At 46.2% G+C, this 20,395-nt stretch carries 12 protein-coding genes; all 12 read right to left on the bottom strand.

The annotated features are described in order from the left end of the window. Positions 1 to 10: 10 nt before the first annotated feature. Entirely contained in the window at positions 11 to 841 is an 831-nt protein-coding gene (locus CLV93_RS03110) for a rhamnogalacturonan acetylesterase (protein ID WP_106540684.1), read from the bottom strand. Position 842: 1 nt separating this feature from the next. Then, positions 843 to 2,495: a glycoside hydrolase family 43 protein gene (locus tag CLV93_RS03105; protein WP_106540823.1), complete on the bottom strand. Its 1,653-nt coding sequence runs from the start codon at positions 2,493 to 2,495 to the stop codon at positions 843 to 845. A gap of 26 nt (positions 2,496 to 2,521) precedes the next feature. Then, entirely contained in the window at positions 2,522 to 3,475 is a 954-nt protein-coding gene (locus tag CLV93_RS03100; RefSeq protein WP_106540683.1) for a pectinesterase family protein, read from the bottom strand. A 15-nt stretch (positions 3,476 to 3,490) separates the two neighbouring features. Continuing rightward, positions 3,491 to 4,477 carry a pectinesterase family protein gene (locus CLV93_RS03095; RefSeq protein WP_106540682.1) on the bottom strand — a complete coding sequence of 329 codons (987 nt, stop codon included), beginning with the start codon at positions 4,475 to 4,477 and terminating at the stop codon, positions 3,491 to 3,493. Positions 4,478 to 4,494: 17 nt separating this feature from the next. Next, entirely contained in the window at positions 4,495 to 6,189 is a 1,695-nt protein-coding gene (locus tag CLV93_RS03090; RefSeq protein WP_146141935.1) for a T9SS type A sorting domain-containing protein, read from the bottom strand. 233 nt (positions 6,190 to 6,422) lie between these two features. Then, on the bottom strand, positions 6,423 to 8,030 hold the full coding sequence (locus CLV93_RS03085; RefSeq protein ID WP_170108852.1) for a DUF5123 domain-containing protein: 1,608 nt from the start codon (positions 8,028 to 8,030) through the stop codon (positions 6,423 to 6,425). A gap of 13 nt (positions 8,031 to 8,043) precedes the next feature. Continuing rightward, positions 8,044 to 9,837: a RagB/SusD family nutrient uptake outer membrane protein gene (locus CLV93_RS03080; RefSeq protein ID WP_106540822.1), complete on the bottom strand. Its 1,794-nt coding sequence runs from the start codon at positions 9,835 to 9,837 to the stop codon at positions 8,044 to 8,046. A 20-nt stretch (positions 9,838 to 9,857) separates the two neighbouring features. After that, positions 9,858 to 13,115, bottom strand: coding sequence for a SusC/RagA family TonB-linked outer membrane protein (locus CLV93_RS03075; RefSeq protein WP_106540679.1), 3,258 nt, complete (start codon positions 13,113 to 13,115; stop codon positions 9,858 to 9,860). Between the two features lie 16 nt (positions 13,116 to 13,131). Next, a complete protein-coding gene (locus CLV93_RS03070; protein ID WP_106540678.1) occupies positions 13,132 to 14,343 on the bottom strand; it encodes a glycoside hydrolase family 88/105 protein in 1,212 nt (403 codons plus the stop codon). Positions 14,344 to 14,382: 39 nt separating this feature from the next. Next, positions 14,383 to 14,517, bottom strand: a complete 135-nt coding sequence (locus CLV93_RS20520; protein WP_281351367.1) for a hypothetical protein — start codon at positions 14,515 to 14,517, stop codon at positions 14,383 to 14,385. Between the two features lie 330 nt (positions 14,518 to 14,847). Further along, positions 14,848 to 18,852: a hybrid sensor histidine kinase/response regulator transcription factor gene (locus CLV93_RS03065; protein WP_170108851.1), complete on the bottom strand. Its 4,005-nt coding sequence runs from the start codon at positions 18,850 to 18,852 to the stop codon at positions 14,848 to 14,850. Positions 18,853 to 19,303: 451 nt separating this feature from the next. Then, positions 19,304 to 20,314: an aspartate-semialdehyde dehydrogenase gene (locus CLV93_RS03060; RefSeq protein WP_106540676.1), complete on the bottom strand. Its 1,011-nt coding sequence runs from the start codon at positions 20,312 to 20,314 to the stop codon at positions 19,304 to 19,306. Positions 20,315 to 20,395 lie beyond the last annotated feature (81 nt).

Below are 20,395 nucleotides of genomic sequence, written 5' to 3'. Positions count from 1 at the left end.
CGTTTTTATCTTAGTTCAGTTTGTTACTATTCAATTGTTTCAGGCCTTCAAACACCATTCGGGCCACTTGCTTTGCTCCGGCCGGTTGAAAATGGGTATTGTCGTGTTGTCCGTCAGGATAAGCTTCATAAACTCCGGCCGGGAGGTTCATGAAATAGTTTTCAGTCACATAATCCTTACCCTTCCGGGAAAAGAAATCCATCGAACGTTGGTTCAGGTCGATCAAATCAACATGAAGTTCTTTAGCTACTTCTTTCATCGCATCCGGATATCCACCATGTACGTTTTCCAAATGCCCGTCAACCCAGGGGTAATTTCGCGCCACAGGAGTAATCAAAATAGGTTTTCCTCCTTTTTCGCGGGTTTGATTGACGAAGAGGCGCAGGAATTCGGCATACCCCTGAAGGTTGACATATCTTTCGGGTTTGTTTTTCGAAGCATCGTTATGTCCGAACTGCATCAAAACCAGATCACCCGGTTGAATTTGGTTATAGACTTCGCGCCAGCGTCCTTCCTGGATGAAAGTCCGGGTGCTACGTCCGCCTTTGGCCCGGTCGTCAACCACCACGCTGTCGGCATCGATTAAATGGTCAACCATTTTCAGGCTGTCCGTTGCCAGGAAAGGTTGAAAGACCTGTCCCCAGCCGGTAATCGGAAATCGCTTACTCGGATAATCTTTTTCCAGAGCGTAATTGGCCACAGTGGAATCACCAATGATCCAGACCTTACAGACTTTCTGCTGCTTTTCCTCTTTCTTTTCCCCGGAACACGCATTGGTTACCGGGAGCAGCACAAGGAGCAGCAGAAGGATTTCAGATTTCAGTTTTCTTCTTCCTGACATATTATTTCTCAATTTTTTCAATTCGGAACCAGTCAACATCGGCGTTTCCGGCATCGTTTATTTTCCCGTTTTGTAAGGCGAAAAGGCCAACTTTGGCGCCAATCCATCTTCCGGGAACGGCATGGAATTTTTCACCTGCCTCGGTGAATTTCTTACCATCGGCACTAAAGCTGAAGCTACAGACAGCCCCTTCACGAACTTTCACCCTGAAGTACACTGTTTGGCCAGTAAATTTTTGTTGGAAGATTTCCTTTTCGGGATTTCCTTTTCGTGCATCGTGACAGGAGACCGTTTTCACCACCAGTTGTTTGTTTTCCTGCTCAAGTTTGATGTACTGGTAATCTTCACCCATGACAACGAGTCCCACCTCTTCACCATCGAAGCGGTGGTGGAAAGTCAATTTGGTGGTGACCATAAATTCTTCGGCAGGAAACTTTTGTAGCAGCAAATTCGGAACCGACCATAGATTCACAAAGCCATCCGGTTTGGGAATACAGTTCAACCGATAAAAGCCCAGTCTTCCGGAAGGAAAACCCCATGTAACCTGCGGATTGGCATGCCATTGCCACTGAAGTCCCAGCGTCGGTTCGTTGAATTCGTCACTTTCGGGCGGCGTTACGATTGGATAAGTGCGACCAACGTCGGGCTTTTTCCATGTCAGCACCGGCTCGCCAACTCCATCACCTTTTTTATCGATGCCGATTACCGGCCAGTCGTTCTTCCATGTCATCGGTTCCAGCAATACATCGCGGCCGTAAGCCTCCTTGTCTTGAAAATGAAGGAACCAACTTTGTCCATCGGGAGTTTCCACCCAGGCCCCCTGGTGTGGCCCGTTGATTGAGGTTGAATCTTGCGCCATAACCATTTTTCGCTCGTAAGGGCCAAATACATTTTTCGAACGCAGAACAATCTGCCAGCCGGTAGGTACGCCGCCCGCCGGAGCGAAGATGTAGTAATAGCCGTGGCGTTTATAAAATTTTGGACCTTCCACCGTCGGATCGTTTTTATGCCCGTCATAAACCATCACTTCGTTACCGATTAATTCGGTTCCGTCGGGCTTCATCCGGCTGACCATCAATACACTTTTCACGCCGGCGCGACTTCCTGCGAAAGCGTGAACCAGGTAGGCGTTGTCATCGTCGTCCCAGAGAGGTGACGGGTCAATCAATCCTTTTCCGGCTTTGATTAGCAGCGGTTCCGACCATGGCCCTTTCGGATTTTGGGCCTTGATCATATAAATTCCGTAGTCCGGATCGGGGTAGAAGATGTAGTATTCGCCATCGTGGTAACGGATGCAGGGAGCCCACACACCGTTGCCATGTTGCGGTTTATCGTAAACATCGAACGGAGGCTGTTTTTGCAGCGCGTAGCCGATTAAATTCCAATTGACCAGATCCTTTGAATGGAGAATGGGCAGGCCGGGAATGCAATTGAACGACGAAGCCGTCATGTAGAAATCCGTTCCAACGCGAATCGCATCCGGGTCGGAATAATCGGCATGCAATACCGGATTTTTGTAGGTGCCATCACCATTATCGGCTACCCACACTTTGGACACATAAAGACTGTCAGTCTTTTGTTGAGCCACGGACCGATTGATGTTTCCGGCTATGAGTAACAACCCCAGGAGATATATTTTATTTCTTTTTTTCATGGTTGATGTCTGGTTCGTAGCTCCTGTCATTTCAGTTTCCAACTGTTTAATCCGAGGATGTTTTCCACGGTATATTTCTGCGCCTGTTCGTCGGTTAACTGATGCGACCACGAAACACGTTGCGTTGTATCCGCACCTGCGCCGGTGTTGTGATACTCGGCGTAGAAAGCTGTTTTGTAACGGTCGGTGTCGTGCCAGTTGCTCCAGCCTTCGGGACGAATGAAGCCGCCCAGTTGGCAGTTCATGAAAACCACGTTGGCATAAGCCCGCCAGGGACGGCCCAGGTAAACCTGTCCGATACCGGGAGCTGCTTTTATTTTGCAATTCATGAAAACATAACCGAATGGCTGCCCTTGCGGAGTCCGGGCTGCTGTAATGAAAGACTGCTTTTTACACAGGATATCACAATCCTGAAATACAGCCGTGGACGAACCGAAGATGAAATCGGTAGTTCCTTCGATGTGACAGTTTTTGAAATACTGACGGGCGTTATCGCCTGCTGCGTATAACGTATCCTGGTTGCCGACAATCCGGCAGTTTTTAAATACACATTGATCGCCTTCTACATCAAGAGCCACGGCTTGGCCACGCAAACCTTCGGAATTCTCGATGGTGAGATTTTCCATCAGGATGTGGTTACCCATAATTTTCAGGGTGTAAGACGTGAATGTGTTGATATCGCCTTTCCCTGAATAATCATCCCAGGTGATGATGGTCGTTTTAGTGTCTTCACCGATGAAATGAATATTTTGCTTGTCGGCAGGAACAACGACTTTCTCCTTGTAAACTCCGGCTTTGATATAGATAACCGTTGTTTCTTTCGAAGAAGGCGCTGCGTTGATGGCTTCCTGTACGGTCGCATAATCACCCGAGCCGTCTGCAGCGACAATAATCCGCTTGTCGTTGTTTTTGGAGCACGACCAGGCAATTGTACCAAGCACCAAAACAATAATTCCGAATAGTTGTATTTTCTTGTTCATGGTTGTCCACCTGTTTTACCGGTGTTTTTCTTTGAATGGTTGCCCCGGAGTCCATCCCCGGAAAATATTTTCCAGCGTATATTTTTGTCTTTCTTTTACCGTCATTTGATGCGACCATGACACGCGTTTGTCCGGAGTTGCACCTGCTCCGGTGTTCTTGTATTCCACGTAAGTGACTGTTTTTTCAGCCTCTTTTTTATTCCAGTTGAACCAGCCTTCCGGTTTGATTACATCGCTTAGTTTGCACTCGATGAAAGCGGTTTTGGCATAAGGTCTCCAGGGGCGTCCGAGATATACAGAGTGAGCCGGAGCGCTTCCAGAAATATCGCAGTGCAGGAATACAAATCCGAACGGCGTATCTTTCATCGTACTGGCTGCCGTTACGTAACCCGGACTTTTGCAAAAAATGTGGCAGTGGTCAAATACAGCGGTCGACCAACCAAAAATGAAATCCACGGTTCCCTCAATGTAGCAGTTCTTATAGTACTGGCGACTGTTTTCCCCGTAAGGGTAAAGTGTATCCTGAAATCCGAGAAAGCGGCAATTTTCGAAAAAGACGCGGTCGCCCACAACGCGGATAGCAACCGCTTGTCCCACCGGACCAGCAGTGTTCCGGAAGGTGATATTCTTAGCGGTAAAATCGTTTCCGAAAATGTAGAAGCCGGATGACCCGGTCGTTCCCATCTCCTCACCAAAACGGTTTTTCTTCGATGCGTAATCGTCGTAGGTGATGATGGTACTATCTGCGCTTTCGCCGATAAACGTGACCTTGGTTTTGGACGCCGGAAGAACCAATTTTTCCTTATAAACACCATTCTCAATGTAGATGGTAGTCGTTTGCTTGCGGAAGTCTGGCACAGCATTGATGGCAGCCTGCACCGTTGTGAAATCGCCGTCTCCGTTTTTCGAAACCACAAAATCATAGCTGTCATTTGCCCTGGAGAATGACCATTGACAAATAACGCTGAAGATGATGAGTATGAGAAGGCTTTTTCGGTTCATATGCTACGTTTTTGCTTTCAGTAATTCAAGATTTTGCGTGAATAAGCACGATTTTGGTCATCCCAAACCCGCACGATATAGACCCCTTTTGCCAGAGCCGGCAACTGAATACTCAGTGTTTGTTGAGCGGTATTGAATGTTTTGACTTGTGTTCCGGTGACTGAATACAGTTCTACTTTGACAATCGTACGGCTGTATTGGATATCCAGCTTTTTCGTACGTTGGTTGTAAACTACCTTCAGCGGGTCGATATTTTTTTTTAGATCTCCGACAGCGGTTGCTACACTTCCTTCATTTTGCATGATGTCGGCCACCAAACTGTTGAGGTAAACTTCCAGGTTAGGATACTGACCATCCACCGTTGTTTGTTGTGCATCATTGGGATTGTTGGGATCGAGGTTGTTGGCCTTTTCCCACTCGTCGGGCATACCATCCTCGTCAGAGTCGGCAGGCGGAGTGGTGGATTTCAACTCCGGCCATCCTTTAACAGCTGTTTGTGTGTCAATTATTCCTCCCGTGCTGCCGTTACCTCCATCGTTGTATGTAGCAGTTCCTGTTCGGGTATCGTGGACAATGCGTTTGTCGACGGTGTCGCGGACCAGGGAAGCTCCGGCGTAATTCAAAACATCCTGGTAAGCCTCCTGTGCGCTGGTTGTTTTGACCGGTTCGACAGAAAACTCGTTGTCTTCTTTCAGATCACTTATGGTAACGTTGGGAGCATAGGTCGCAAATGATGAATGTAGTGAAACGCCTGCCCAGTTATTATTGGTCACGTTCGAGCTGTTTTCTACATAGTTACCGGCGATATAAAAATGGCCATACGTACCTGCCGGTTGCTGGTTGGAGCCATCGTCGGCATAAGGTTGCAGTATTCTGAACCGAACGGACGAAGAAGTCGCCGGTCCTGATTTATAATAGTTGTTCACCATGTTGTAGCTGCCACCTTCGCCCGCATAGGCACTGTTATGTCCCCAGTTGTAAATAACGTTATTGCGGTAGTCAACCAATTCTTCCTCGGGTTGGTTGGTGTACCGGCTTCCGCAGAAACGGGGATTGCGACTGTCGTGATCGGCCAACAGGTTGTGATGAAAGGTGGCTTTCTCTCCACCCCAGATACCTCCATAGCCGTGGGAGCCTTTTTCATGAATGGAATTACGAAGGCTCTCGGAAATAATACACCACTGAAGGGTGAAATTTTGGTTGTCGTAAAACGAAACACATTCGTCAGTCGACCAGCTTGCCGAACAGTGGTCGATGATAATATTTTTATGGTTGCGACCGCCCAAGGCGTCGTCTTGCTGCTTGGCAGCATCACCCATGCGGAAACGTATGAAACGGATAATGACATTGTCGGCTTCAACGATTACGGGATAATCGCGCAGACAGATTCCATCACCCGGTGCCGTTTGTCCGGCAATAGTTACATCCGGTTTGGTAATCTTCAGGTCCGATTTTAGCTGGATGGTACCTGAAACTTTGAATTCAATGATTCTGGGGCCCGATTGGTATAATGCATAGCGGAGTGTCCCGGGCGTATAATCGTCGCTAAGGCTGGTAACATAAATAACCTGACCGCCTCGTCCACCGGTGGTGTATTTCCCGTAGCCTTCAGCTCCCGGGAATGCGGGCAGATCATTGCTTTGGGCAAATGCCGATACCGTGAATAACGATATCAGAAAGCATATCAAGATTGATTGAATCAGTTGTTTCATCAGTTTCATTTGCCTCGTTCCAGTGATATCGTGTTCGTTTTTTTGAACCCGAAACAGCCGTAACGAATCTGAAAAATAGGTTGGGAAATCTTTTTAGCCTGGTATCAGAGTACTTTTTAGTGAAGTCTCTCTTGACATCTCCAGGTAGTTTATGAGATTCCGAAGCCCTGTGTACGAATAGTACACAGGAACTTCGGTTATTATCTCACATCAGAACTAAATTGTCTGTTTTGTTATTGGGCAGGAAGCCAGCGCGGGTCACCTACCAGGTTGTCGATCAATGTTTGATTGCTGATCGTGAAGTCACCATTTGCAGAATCAGCATAGCCCGGATCAACGTTGGTGTATGTGGTTGAGTTGTCAATCAATACAGTTCCGTCGACAGTGATGTAACCGTCAGCATTGAAATAATTGTTATAGTTACAAGTGGGCTGCGAAGTAGCCGACTGGTTCGAGTATACTGAACTACCCATATCGGAGAACGAGTTGTACTCGGACGTGATTTGGTTTTGCGACCAACGAACGTAGAATAACCGCTTGGTAGACGACGTGCTGTTCATCACATCGTTCAGCGTACAGTGGCTAAGCACGATTATCGGTAAGTTGGTGCCGTCATCGTAGGTGTTGCCTTTGCTGTCACCATCCATACGGATGAAATCACGGGTATTCAGCGTTGCACAGTAATTAAATGTGCTGTTGGTTACCGTCAGGTGGGCTACGTACGATTTACGGAAGTCGAGGAAGTCACCTCCACTGTTGTAAACATTGCTTACCTGGCAGTTATCAATCAGGATCGAATCGGTTTCGAATACACCGCTTGATGCTGAGATGAACGATTTGTTGTAGGTGTCGACGGTACAGCCTTTAATGATAAGTGAGTTGAGTGTAGCATTTACCAGGTCACTGCTGTACTGAATCGGTTCGTCCAGGGTCTGATCCACACCTGCTGTATCGGTGTATGCGCCATTCATCACCAAACCATTCAATTCTACGTTCACAGCTCCGTTTGTAATCACAAACTGGTTATGAAGTATAGGCTGATCGTATGAGTAAACAGCTTTGATTGAAATGGATTTGTCGATCGTGATATTACCGGCTGATGCGTTATACTCTCCCGGGAATAATGCGAGAACATCTCCATCCTGTGCTGCAGCAATCACTGCACCTAAGTCATCGCCGGGATTAACTGCCGTAGCATTTCCTATATCGACCTGAGTTTTAAAATCGACAGAACCACGGATTTTTGTTCCGTTGTAAAGTGTGATACTGTATTGGGTGTCTCCTGTGAGGCCGGTGATTGTCGCTACACCATCAGTTTTTTCCTGATCGGTGATGGGGCGATTGATATCACCCGGGTTGATAACAAAGTTGGTGACGGTACTTCCCGCCGGCCATCTTAGTGTTACACTCTTGGCCATGATGTCTGAATCAGCCAGTGCTTCGAAGATATTTTCCGGGTCGGTTTTAAAGGTAACCATCGCCCACTTCGATTCAGAGATGCTGTCGCTGATACCTTTCAACCTTGCGGAATAACGGGTATTTCCGTCGAATGTAGCACTAAATGGATTCTGCGCTGGTGTAATGGTATCAGTTCGGATGATGTTGTCAAATACCAGGCTATCGTCACTGAATTGCACGACATATGCCTGGGCGTCGCCACGCTCGTCCCAGCTTAGCTCGGCGGTTGTCATGTTCCGTATTCTGACCTGAAAATTAAGCGGCGTGAATACCCGATCGAATTTCAGTTGGTCGATTACTGCCGGAATGTTATCCTCGCATGATACGAAGATCATGGAGAACAGTCCGATAATAATTGCTAATGTTATATGCTTGTTTTTCATGAAGTTCAAATTATTAATAACCATAGTCATTAGTTAATTTACCGTTGCTTGCATCAATAAATACCTGCCAGATGGGCCAGAATTGATGTTGGTCAGGATCCTGAGCGTAGATGGATTCCACTTTGCTGTCGACCAGATTGGAAGGATCGGCCCAGCTGGTGTGGTAAGCGTAGTCGCCCGACTTGTCTTGAGTTTCGCCTCTGTTCAGACCATACATTTTCAGGGTTACACCGTCATCAGCATAATCGTAGTAGATTTCAGAAGGAACGTCAGCATATTCGCCGGTTCTTGCCCGAAGGTTATACATTTTTGCTTTCGCCTCGTTCAGTTTGGTATCGAGTAGGTTCCAACGGATAAGCGACTGCTTCCTGATCATTTCGCCGGTGAACTCCAGCTTGTTTTCTTTCACGATAGCGTTAAACATGGCATCCTTGGTGGTCAAACCAGCGATATAGTTATCGACTTCGTCCGTCCATTCACTCTGCGGAAATGCTCTTTCGCGAATCATTTTCAGGTAAGGAGCAGCAGCAGAAGGTCCGTTCAACTCATTGGCTGCTTCGGCGGCCATCAGAATGACTTCAGCGTAACGCATGTAAATTTTGTTCACTCCGTCATCGTTGGTCGAAGTAACACGACGGTTAGTCATCCATTCGTAGCGATATTTACCGAAATACCAGGTATCGATATCAGACAGCTCTTGTTGAGCGATGCCAGTGTTCGGATCAGCCATTCCCCAGTAATAAGGAACACAGGTAACGTCACGACGGGTATCCTGACCATTGTAGTCATAGTACATGTAGGGAAGAGGGCCTGCCTGACCTCCCTTGGGCTGGCCGGTAAACTGGTCAGCACTCTTGTGGCGAACGGCGAAAGTGAAAAGCATACGGCCACGTCCGTCAGCAAAAGGTATTTCCCAAAGTGATTCGTTTCCGGCAGTAATAACATCGTTACAGTTATTCTTGAAAACGGTTTCGAAAGATGGTTGCAGGTGAACGGTTCCACTGTTGATTACATCCTGGCATTCCTGTAACGCCAGTGTGTACATTTTATCAACCGATAAATCGGGATCAGTACTTCTGTGAATACCATCTGGGTATTGTGAATATCCGGAAGCAACCATGCAGAGACGGGCCCGGAAACCTTTTACAAATGCTTTGCTTACGTGTTCCACATCGCTGGTAGCGCTGCTTTCGTTTGGCCAAGCAACCAGTTTCTCAGCTTCGCCGAGGTCGGCAATCAGCTTTTTGTAGATAGAATCACGACTGGTTTTGGGCAAATAAAGCGTAGCTGTGGTGATTGGTTCGAAACGTGCAGGAACGTCACCCCAGGCTTTCAGCAGGTCTGAATAATAGACAGCCCGCAAAGTCAATGCTTCACCGAGCAGTTGTCCCATGTCGTTTCCCGGCTGCGGATCACCGTAGGTTTTAATACCCTTGATACACATGTTTGCCCTTTCGATACCTTCGTACATTTTCGCCCAGGCATTCCTGGTTTTATTCATTTGTGAGTTGGTGGGAGTGGCTGCGTAAACACACAAGTCAGCTTTCCCATCCGGGTATTTTTCCGAAGAATTGTACCATTCAATGTCGGTGTTCATCCCGTACCAGGGCAGAAAACGTCCGCGGTAGGAGTCAGTTTCTCCAAAGTCGATTTTGATACCATCGACAGCTGATTTGGCTAAATCATACGTCGAGAAGATAACCGATTCGTCCAGTGAAGATTTTGTAGGCGCATCGAGGTAGTCCTTGCTACAGGAGGTTACCGCGCCTGCCAAAAATATGGCTATGATATATATTAAATTTTTCATATTCAATGTCATAAGTCGGATTAAAAATTAAGATTCAAACCAAATACGATTTGCCGGCTTCTCGGATATGCAGAGTAGTCAACACCCGGAGTAAGTGGTGTTTTACGACGGGTTGAAACTTCAGGATCGAAACCGGAATAGTTGGTCAACAGGAAGACGTTATAACCGGTTACGTAAAATCTCAGGCTGTTGATGTTAAACCTGTTGGTCAGGTTCGACGGAAGGGTGTAACCCAGAGTCAGAGTGCTCAGACGAAGGAATGAACCATCTTCAACAGCCCAGTCGCTGAATACATATTGGCGCATGTAAGGAGACCACATGGTTGTATTGGCGTTCATTGTTTCCAGTGTTGCCGGGTCGGTCACCAGTTGTCCGGTAGACTTATCGATATTGGTCCAGCGTTTTCCATCAGCCATGATGTCGATCATGTTACGGTACTGGTAACGTTGCGATGCAGTAGTGTACTCAATTTTGTTGGCATTGTAAATGCTATTCCCGTAACTCCAGTTGAATACTGCCGAAAGGTCCAAATTGTAAAGACGGCCGTTCAGGGTAAAACCACCGGTGTGTTTCGGATTGGCGTCACCAATAATGGTGCGGTCCTCAGAGTTTACAACGTTATCATTACCTGTGATGTTTTTCAGCTTCATGACACCGGGAGCAAGCGTTCCTACCACCTCAGAGGCATCTACTACACCATCTTTCAGTATCCATTGTCCGGCAGCAGCATCGTATCCCGAGAAGTCGGAAACGGTATAGCGTCCGTCGGAAACATAGCCGTACATTTCACCAACCGAACCACCAACGGCAATCCAGTAATCATTACCAATATCAGTTGAAGCCCAGCCTGATGATTCTCCGAAGTCATCCATTACACCAAGTGATTTGATCTTGTTGCGGTTGAAACTGATGTTGAAGCTGAGGTTCAGTCCGTAGTTTTTCTTGTTAAGAGCTGCCCAGTTCACCGAGAACTCCAAACCTTTGTTCTGGGTTTCACCCATATTCCGGTACTGGTAATCGTATCCTGTTCCGGCAACGGGGAACCGAATCAGCAGGTCCTTGGTGTTGTTCAGGTATGCTTCGAATGATCCGTTCAAACGGCTATCGAACATAGCGAAGTCCAAACCGATGTTGCGGGTATAAGTTGTTTCCCATTTCAAATCGGGATTCGCCATAGTCTTGGACGGAGACCAATAGGTCGAAACCTGGTCAATCCATGCCGAGTTATGTGATTCGAACGACTGTATTAACTGTCCTGACGGAATGTTGTTGTTTCCGGCAGTACCGTAACTCAATCTCAGTTTCAGATCGCTCAGCCATGATTGGGTACCTTCCATAAATCCTTCCTGGGAAATCCTCCAGGCAAATGCAGCTGACGGGAAATATCCCCAACGATTGGCTTTGGAGAATTTACTGGAACCGTCGGCACGGAAAGTAGCTGATAAAATGTATTTGTTTTTGTAGTCGTAGTTCAGACGACCAAAGAACGAAAGCATTTTATCGTCGGGACTGTAGTAGTTGTCAATCGTGTAGGGAGTACCCTGAGTTGTCAGTTTAAATGCCTCTTTCGAGGTAAACTGTTTTGGGTAACCCTGAATAACATTGGTGAGCGTCGTATTTTGTGTTTGCAGCAATTCTTCACCTACCAACACCTTCAGACTATGGTCTTCGCCAAGAAGATTCTTGAAGTCATAATTCAGGGTATTGGTATTTCTCAGGCGCTGACGCTTCTCATTTTCGAGCATCGCAGCCGGCTGCCCCTGGTAATCGGATGCCGGGACATTGTACACGTAGTAGGTGGTCAAACCATAGAAGCGGTCGCTGGTATAGTCGTAGATGTCCAGTCCTACGTCCGATTTAAACTGCAAGTTGTCGATTGGTTTCCATGAGAAACTACCGGCCATGTTATACTTTTTACGGTACTGTTTCCGGTCGTTGTCGTTGGTTGCCGTAATCGGGTTGATCAGGTAGCTGTAAACGTTATCGTCACTTGCCGAGGAAGCGAGTCCCTGCAGCGGAACCGGAGTATAAACCACGCTGTGCTTCAAACGCGAGTCAGCCGACGAAACTTCGTTTTGTTCGTTGGTACCACTACCGTCGATTTTGGTATCCGAGTAACGGAAAGAATACGAAAGGGCAACTTTTTTGTTCGGGTTATGATTTAGTTTCAACGCCAGATAATCGCGGTTGAAACCCGAGTTCATCATAATCGCTTTCGTATTTACATGAGCATAGTTGAATGCATAGTTGAATTTTTCGGAACCTCCGCGAATACTCACGTCGTGATGGAACGTCTGTCCAGTACGACCGAAGATCTGTTTCTGCCAGTTGTTGCCAACTTTTCCTTTATACTGATCGATATCCTGGTAAGAACCAAAGTATCGGGTGTATGACGCCAGGTCATCCGGGGTAGTACCACCGTAACGCAAAACAGCATATTCATACTGCCAGTTTACATAGTCTTCCGGGTTGAGGGTTTTCAGTGTTTTCTCAATTTGACTGAAACCCATGTAAGCGTTATAAGAAACCGAAACTTTGCCTTTTTTACCACTTTTGGTAGTCACGATGATTACACCGTTTGCACCACGGGAACCGTAAATAGCGGTAGAAGAAGCATCTTTTAGTACGTCAATCGACTGGATGTCGGAAGGAGCAATGTCGGAGATGCTGTTTACCGGAAATCCGTCAACGATGAAGAGCGGAGAATTATCCTGGGTAATGGAACCACCTCCACGTACCCGGATGTTGATTTGGGCATCGGGAGAACCTTCGGTCGAAGTAACCTGTACACCGGCCAGCTTTCCGCTGATAGCCTCTGCGGCGGTGGTTACCGGAATGTTCTGCAAATCCGAGCCTTGCACAGAAGCAACCGATCCGGTAATGTCTTTCTTTTTCACGGTACCGTAACCAATGGCAACAACCTCGTCCAGTTCGGTTGAGCTGGTAGCAAGCTTAATATCAATTACTTTTTTGCCATTCACAGGAACTTCCTGGGTTTTGTAGCCAATGAAAGAAAATTCGAGTGTAGCGTTAGCCGGAACACTCAAAGAGTAGTTACCATTCGGGTCGGTGATGGTACCGTTTGTTGTTCCTTTTACTACAACATTAGCGCCAGGAATACTTTCATGGGATTTAGCATCGGTCACTTTACCTGTAACGGTAATATTCTGGGCGTATGCACCAGAAGCAACCAGTAAAAATAGACCTAACACAAGAATTCCTACGCGGGATATATGCCAGCGCAGGCTTTTCTGTTTTTCTTTTTTAAAGTCTGTCATACTAATAAGAATTGATTTAGTTTTTTATTTCAAGGCATGCAAGAATGAAGGGACCCACGCCTTTGGGATCATTGTCCCGTACAGGTTCCTTTATATAATATTCATAGGTTCCGTCACGATACGGATTGCCACCCAGACCGGCCACTGCACAAACATTGGTCAGGCTAATGGTGCCATCCTGGTTTTCCTTGATGAAATTTTTCAGTATTCCATCAAAGCCTTTCACCGCTACGGCGTTGTAATTTGAATCGATGTAATGTAACCGGGTAGCCTTGAGTAGGGTGTAAACAAACATGCAGGATGCTGATGCTTCGAGGTAGTTTCCTTCACGGTTCCCCTGGTCAAGCACCTGGAACCAAACGCCCGATTTGGGATCTTGCCATTTGGCAATTCCTGCTGCTACCTGGTTTAAAATGTCGATGAGTTTATCCCGGTTCGGATAATCTTCCGGAATGAAATCGAGTGCATCAACGAGGGCCATCGAATACCATCCCATTGCCCGTCCCCAGAATTGAGAAGAACAGCCTGTTGTTGGGTTAGCCCAACGCTGTTCTTTGCTTTCGTCCCAGCCGTGGTAATTCAGTCCGATTTCCGGGTTGTACGTATGTTTATTGACGATGAGGAATTGATTGATGACGTCTTCGAAATCTTTTGGCTGGTTGAATACTTTCGCAAATTGAGCATAGAACGGAGCTCCCATGTACAGCCCGTCGAGCCACATTTGATTGGTGTACCTCTTTTTGTGCCAAAAGCCACCCTCCGGAGTCCGGGGTTGGTCTTTCAATTGGTCACGAAGAATAAAGATGGCTTTCTTGTATTTTTCCTCGTGAGTTTTTTCGTAAAGCGGGAATAAAAATTTACCGGAATTCAGCCGGTCAAGGTTGAAGTCACTTCGTTTGTACCCTTTGATGGTGCCGTCTTCTCCAATGAATTGGTCGGCGTAGGATTTCGCATAGTCGAAATACTTCTGGTCGCCGGTCACTTTCCAAAGTTTCATCATCGACGAAGCAATCAGTCCACCGGTGTAATCCCATTTACCCTCAGGTTTGAAGTCGACCGAGGCAGCATTGGGAAAGTGCGCTATCTCCGAATCAGCCATGCGAACAGCCATTTCTAGCCCTCGATTGTCAGATGAATTGTCTTTCTTTTCCGACGGTGCACATTGTGTAATGGTAAGTCCCAGTAAAAACAAGGTCAGAACTTTCCCATTGAACATAGTCAGTTTCATAATGATTCGTTAGTTGATACGCTTATTACCCTCTTCTTCTCAGAAAAGAATATTCACAAGAATGGTTAATGCGATGAGCAGAACAACCAAGATGATGGTGATCCCCCAGGATGATTTTTTTAAATCCTGTCGCATTTGATCCATAAAAGTGTTGCCCATTGTTAAGCGTGCCATTTTATCCGATTTCGAAATTAGAAGTAAGTATCTGCTTGATGTGGCTTATTATTCCCAAAGAGGAGGTTGTATATTCTCCCGGCGGGAAATTCTTCCCAAATCAGGGGGATTATTTTCCCATTGCTAAAGAAAAAAACGACTGGTTGTAGTTTCAATGAATTAAATACTAGTTTGTTATGGAAGCGTTGGGCTTTGTGAAAAAATCTTACGAAAAGTGAACATCAAAATGGTCTTTTGAATAACCTGCCAGAGAGGTTTTGACAGATTTTGTTCGTATATGAATGAGATTACTTATCACTTTTTGTTCTCCTGGTCGGGATATCGCCTCGGCTAATTGCTAACATCGGATTCATGTTTGTGTTTGAATTCGGTCGCATTCATACCATACTGCTGCCGGAAGCATTTTCGAAAGTGCGACAAATCCTTAAAGCCAACCGCGTAAGCAATTTCACTAACGGTCATTCCATTCTGCAGCAACAATTGTGATGCCCGTTTCAGGCGGATGCTGCGAATAAATTCTTTGACCGTCATATCGGTCAGAGCATGTAATTTCCGGTAGAGCTGCATACGGCTGACACCTACTTCCTGGGCAAATCGTTCGATATCGAGCTCTGCATCCGATATATTGTTTTCAACCGCTTCCACTGCTCTCTGCAGGAATTTCTCATCGGGAGTAGAGATGACGATGTTCCTCGGCTGCAGCGTAATTTCACCCGAGTATTTTTCTTTCAGCGAATTCCTTATCGACAGCATGTTCTCCACTTTGGTTTGAAGAATACCCAAATCGAAAGGTTTGGTGATATAGTCATCCGCACCGGCCGACAAACCTTTCATTTCGTGCTCTTTGGAATGGAGAGCCGTCAGAAGCAGAACGGGGATATGCGAGGTACGCTCATCGAATTTTACCTTTTTGCAGAACTCGAAACCGTCCATGTCGGGCATCAGTACGTCGCTGACAATGACGTCCGGAACCGTATCCAGTGTGATTCTCCAACCTTCTTTTCCGTCCTTGGCCTGAATAACCCGGTATCTTTCGGCAAAATGGCTCGCGATGAGATTCCGTACATCGGGATTATCCTCCACCACGAGCATAATATTGGAATGAACCGGATCGTGATTCTGTTCAGGAATTCCTGCAGTTGAATTTATGGCTGTTTCTCCTTTCGGAGCAATTTCTTCGGTATGTTCGGTTGTCGGAAGTTCTTTTTCATAAGGGATGCGCACGGTAAACTTGCTGCCTTTGCCCGGCTTGCTTACCAGGAATATTTTTCCCTTGTGCAGTTGCACCAGCTCTTTCACGTAAGCCAGACCAATCCCGGTTCCGGTCTGTTCGGCTTTGTCGTTGCTCGACTGGAAGAAGCGATCGAAAATCTTGGCCGCATTCGACTGAGAAATGCCTTGTCCGGTATCGCGAACCGAAATTTCGATGTATTCTTTGTCCGGAGTTTCGTTGGTCAAATCGTCTTCATTGGAATCGAATACCAGCGAAAGATTGACGGTGATTTTGCCTCCTTTGTTCGTGAATTTGAAGGCGTTGGTAAGCAGGTTGTTGAGAATTTTCTCAATCTTGTCGGCGTCGAAACGGGCAACCAGCCTTTTTTTCAGCGCATTGTAACGCAGGTGAATGTCTTTATCTTCTGCTAACCCGTCGAATGAATGAACGATGTCGGCCACAAACCGGACAATGTCTCCCTGCGAAAGTTCCAGCTTCAGGTTACCCGATTCCAGTTTTCTGAAATCAAGCAGTTGATTGATGAGCCGGTTCAGTTGATTCGTGTTCCGGTACATCACATCAAGGTAGTTTCTCAATTCTTGCTGCGGAACCTTTTCGTTCTTCAGCTTCTCCAGCGGTGCCATGATCAACGTCAAAGGCGTACGGATTTCGTGGGAAATATTGGTGAAGAATTTCAGCTTCATGTTATCAAGTTCCCTTATTTTACGCGCCTTCATCCGCTCGATAACCAGCTCGTTCTTAATTTTTTCCCGATAGATAAAAAAGCGAATGAGGAAGTAGATCAACAAACCGATAACGGCGAGAATCAAACTGCGGAACCAAACGGTTTTCCAGTAGGGAGGAAGAACTGTCAATTGCAGATTCAGCCGGCTTTCATCGTTTTTCACACCGGGCACCACACGTTTGATGTGCAACGTGTAATCGCCCGGATCTAGGTTGGTGTAAGTGGCAGTCCGGTTTGTACTCGGATCGCTCCAGTTTTTGTCGAACCCTTCGAGATAATAACTATAAAGATTGCTTTTGCTGTTGATATAATTCAGGGCGGCAAACTCCAGCGTGAACACATTCTGGTTATAATGTAGCGTCAGGTGTTTGGTTTCCGAAATGCTTTTTTTCAGAATTGCCTTTTTACCGGTCTCTATTCTGACATTTTTATTGAAAACTTTCAGCGAAGTCAGCACCAGCGGAACATTTTTGTCGTCAATTTTCACATCCGCCGGGTTAAACATGTTAAATCCGGAAATGCCTCCGAACAACAAATCTCCATTGGGTGCTTTGTAAGCTGCTCCGTACGAAAACTGGTTGTTAATTAAGCCGTCTTTGCTTGTGTAGTTATGAAATACACCAGTCTCCGGGTTAAATTTGGAAAGGCCGTTTGAGGTACTAATCCAAAGTTTATGATTGTTGTCTTCCAGAATGCACAATGCCTGGTTGTTGGTTAGCCCGTCTTTCACTCCGTAATACCGAATGGGTCCGCTCAGGCGGGAATATTGTGCAAGCCCGCGGTCGAGGGTCGCAAGCCAGCATCGGCCTTTCGAGTCTTCGAGGAAAGCCTGCGTGTTATCGCTGAAGCGTTTTATCTTTTTGCTTTCGGGATTATAAATCACCACTTCATCTTCGGTGCCCAACCATATATTGTTGGACGAATCCATACTGACCCAGCGCACGAATTTGTTGTATGCCAGCTGCGGATAATGGACAAAAGCCTTTCTTTTCAGGTCGAATTGGTCGATACCGCTCATGGTTCCTACCCATATGTTCCCTCTGTTGTCGAGTAAAAGGGAGAAAACTTTGTTGTCCGTCAGACTTCGTGAATCGGATGGATCGTGCTGGTAATGCTGAATTACTTTTCCGGTTTTCTTATCGAGAACATCAATTCCGCCTAAGAAAGTTCCAATCCACAGATGGCCTTTTTTGTCGTCCAGGAAAGCTTTGACACAATTCCGGGAAATGCTCTGCGGGTCTCCCGGTTGGGTCATTAGATAGCTGTACCGCCCGGTTTTCGGATGATAGATATTCACACCGCCATCTTCGGTTCCTATCCAGATGTTTTTCAATGAGTCCATCCACAAAGCATAGACAATACCGCTGTTCAGGAACTTATGGCTTTTGTCGGATGGGTGCGCACTGAAATTCCGGAAGACCTGTTTGCTTTTCGCCAGAAGGTTGAGACCACCCCGCGTACCAATCCAGGTTTCCCCCCGTTTGTCATTGAAAATGTCCAGAATCGAGTTGTTGATCAGGCTGGTATATTCCCGGTCGTCGTGACGGTAAAATGCTTTGGTTCCGGTTTTCTTATTGTAAACATAAATACCGCCCCGGGTTCCTATCCAGTAGTTGCCAAAAGCATCGACGGAAATGGTTCGCACTGTTTCGGTTCGCTCGTACGCCGGCGTCAACTCCAGTGGTTTGATGGCCCATGTTTTGGGATTGACAATGAAGGCACCGTTGGAGTAAGTTCCGATCCACATCGTTCCGTCTTTGTCGCGGAATATTTCCCAAATTTCATCAGTCTTGCCTTTTGTCAGCGGCAGCTTCAGCGGTGTAATGGTGTGGTTCTGCGGGTTGACAATGAACACACCTTTATTAGTTCCCGCCCAAATGTTCCCGTCCTGATCGAATTGAACAATCCGGACATGCTCTCCGGTCAGGTTGTACGTTTTACCATTGGTTCGCCAGTTCAACGCACTCAGATGACCATCCTTGTCAATGATGTAAATATTATTGTTGGTTCCCAGCCAAATGTTTCCGGTTTTATCTTCCTGAATATCATTGATGGAAACATCTCGTCCCTTGAAAAGCGGATTGTTCTTGTAAGGATGATAGAAGCATTCCTTCTGACGGTCGAAATAGTTTAGGCCGCCGTTTTCGGTTCCAACCCAAAGATTTCCCTTCTTATCCTCGAAAATGGCACGCACCAGGATGCCTTTCAAACTTAAACTATCGGAATGTGCATGCTGATAGTTGGTAAACTCATAGCCATCGAAACGACTTAGTCCCTGACTGGTACCAAACCACATCCATCCTTCGTGGTCCTGGTAAATGATTTGAATATGATTATCGGGCAGACCATCTTCCTGCGAGAAATAATCAAAACTCATTTCATTTTGCACGGCCAGTGCCGGGACAGTATGCCCAAAGAATAAAAATCCTAAGGATAGTAGTAAGAGTGCAAGCGATTTCATTTCCATCTTTCGAGAATAGGGGCTCCTTCACCAATCAATCGTAACTGCTTACAAGGTTTATTTTGGTTTAGTGAGGATGAAAATATCAATAATTATCAAGAATATAAAAATGGGTGCCAGTACAATTGCTCTATTATCAAAAATGTTGTGTTGGCATGTATTGTTTTAAGAGGGATATTGGTTAGTAAATATACTTTGATTTTCGTTTTTAGTAAAATAATGAAAGCTATCAGCGACAAAATCAGATATCCGGGGATTATAATTTGGAAGAAGAAAAAATTAGGCGTGAAGCTAAAGTCGGCCCTAGAATGAAAAAAGCCACCTTCTGAGAAGTGGCTTTGATATCTGTTCAATTGAATTTCTATCGTTATTTAATAATGCCTTCTTTGACCAGGTATTCAGCAATTTGTACGGCATTCAATGCGGCACCCTTTAAAATCTGGTCGGAAACCGTCCAGAAAGTAAGACCTTTCGGGTTGCTGATATCCTTCCGGATACGGCCCACAAATACTTCGTCTTTTCCCGAAAGGTACAGAGGCATCGGGTATTTCTTCTCCGCAGGATTGTCGATAACAACAATACCTTCAGCTTCTTCGAAAGCTCTGTGTGCGGCATCGACAGAAATTTCCTGTTCGGTTTCCACCCAGATCGCTTCGGAATGAGAGCGCATGACTGGCACACGAACAGCGGTGGCACTAACCTGCACGTCCGAGTGCATAATCTTCCGCGTTTCGTTGTACATTTTCATCTCTTCCTTTGTGTAATCATTGTCGAGGAAAACGTCGATGTGCGGAATTACATTGTTGACCAGCTGGTACTGGAATTTCTCTACGGTTGGCTCCTGGTTATTGGCTACCTCTTTGGTCTGCTCTTCCAGTTCGGCCATGCCTGATGCGCCGGCACCACTGGCACTCTGGTAAGTGGCAATGTGAACCCGGGTAATGTGTGACAGCTTTTCAATCGCTTTCAGCGCTACCACCATCTGAATAGTCGTACAGTTCGGGTTGGCGATAATTCGGCGCGGCATATTTTTACAATCTTCCGGATTTACTTCCGGAACAACTAATGGTACGTCAATATCCATACGGAACGCGCTGGAGTTGTCAATCATCACCGTTCCATGCTTGGTGATCGTTTCTTCGAAAGCCTTGGAAGTACTGGCCCCGGCAGATGTAAGTGCAATATCGATGTCTTTAAAATCGTCGCCTTCTTTCAGTTCCTTAACCACCAGTTGCTTGCCCTTAAACTCATAGGTTCGACCAGCACTGCGGGCAGAGCCAAATAACACCAGTTCGTCCATCGGAAAATTCCGTTCGGCGAGCACTCGGAGAAACTCCTGTCCAACAGCACCACTAACACCAACAATTGCTACTTTCATAATACTACTGAATTTACTAACTTGAATATAACATTGTCTGATTTACTTGATCGAGACATAGATACAACGCCAAAATTAATC

Source organism: Prolixibacter denitrificans (assembly GCF_003014495.1).
GTDB classification, from domain to species: Bacteria; Bacteroidota; Bacteroidia; order Bacteroidales; family Prolixibacteraceae; genus Prolixibacter; species Prolixibacter denitrificans.
Note: the sequence above shows the minus strand (reverse complement) of the source record. Positions and strands in the feature narration are given on the sequence as shown.

What these genes read in the sequence shown, in the direction of transcription:
- CLV93_RS03100 (WP_106540683.1), bottom strand. Translation starts at nt 3,475, where the DNA reads ATGAACAAGAAAATACAACTATTCGGAATTATTGTTTTGGTGCTTGGT.
- CLV93_RS03065 (WP_170108851.1), bottom strand. Translation starts at nt 18,852, where the DNA reads ATGAGTTTTGATTATTTCTCGCAGGAAGATGGTCTGCCCGATAATCAT.
- CLV93_RS03060 (WP_106540676.1), bottom strand. Translation starts at nt 20,314, where the DNA reads ATGAAAGTAGCAATTGTTGGTGTTAGTGGTGCTGTTGGACAGGAGTTT.
- CLV93_RS20520 (WP_281351367.1), bottom strand. Translation starts at nt 14,517, where the DNA reads ATGGCACGCTTAACAATGGGCAACACTTTTATGGATCAAATGCGACAG.
- CLV93_RS03075 (WP_106540679.1), bottom strand. Translation starts at nt 13,115, where the DNA reads ATGACAGACTTTAAAAAAGAAAAACAGAAAAGCCTGCGCTGGCATATA.
- CLV93_RS03105 (WP_106540823.1), bottom strand. Translation starts at nt 2,495, where the DNA reads ATGAAAAAAAGAAATAAAATATATCTCCTGGGGTTGTTACTCATAGCC.
- CLV93_RS03080 (WP_106540822.1), bottom strand. Translation starts at nt 9,837, where the DNA reads ATGAAAAATTTAATATATATCATAGCCATATTTTTGGCAGGCGCGGTA.
- CLV93_RS03090 (WP_146141935.1), bottom strand. Translation starts at nt 6,189, where the DNA reads ATGAAACAACTGATTCAATCAATCTTGATATGCTTTCTGATATCGTTA.
- CLV93_RS03110 (WP_106540684.1), bottom strand. Translation starts at nt 841, where the DNA reads ATGTCAGGAAGAAGAAAACTGAAATCTGAAATCCTTCTGCTGCTCCTT.
- CLV93_RS03095 (WP_106540682.1), bottom strand. Translation starts at nt 4,477, where the DNA reads ATGAACCGAAAAAGCCTTCTCATACTCATCATCTTCAGCGTTATTTGT.
- CLV93_RS03070 (WP_106540678.1), bottom strand. Translation starts at nt 14,343, where the DNA reads ATGAAACTGACTATGTTCAATGGGAAAGTTCTGACCTTGTTTTTACTG.
- CLV93_RS03085 (WP_170108852.1), bottom strand. Translation starts at nt 8,030, where the DNA reads ATGAAAAACAAGCATATAACATTAGCAATTATTATCGGACTGTTCTCC.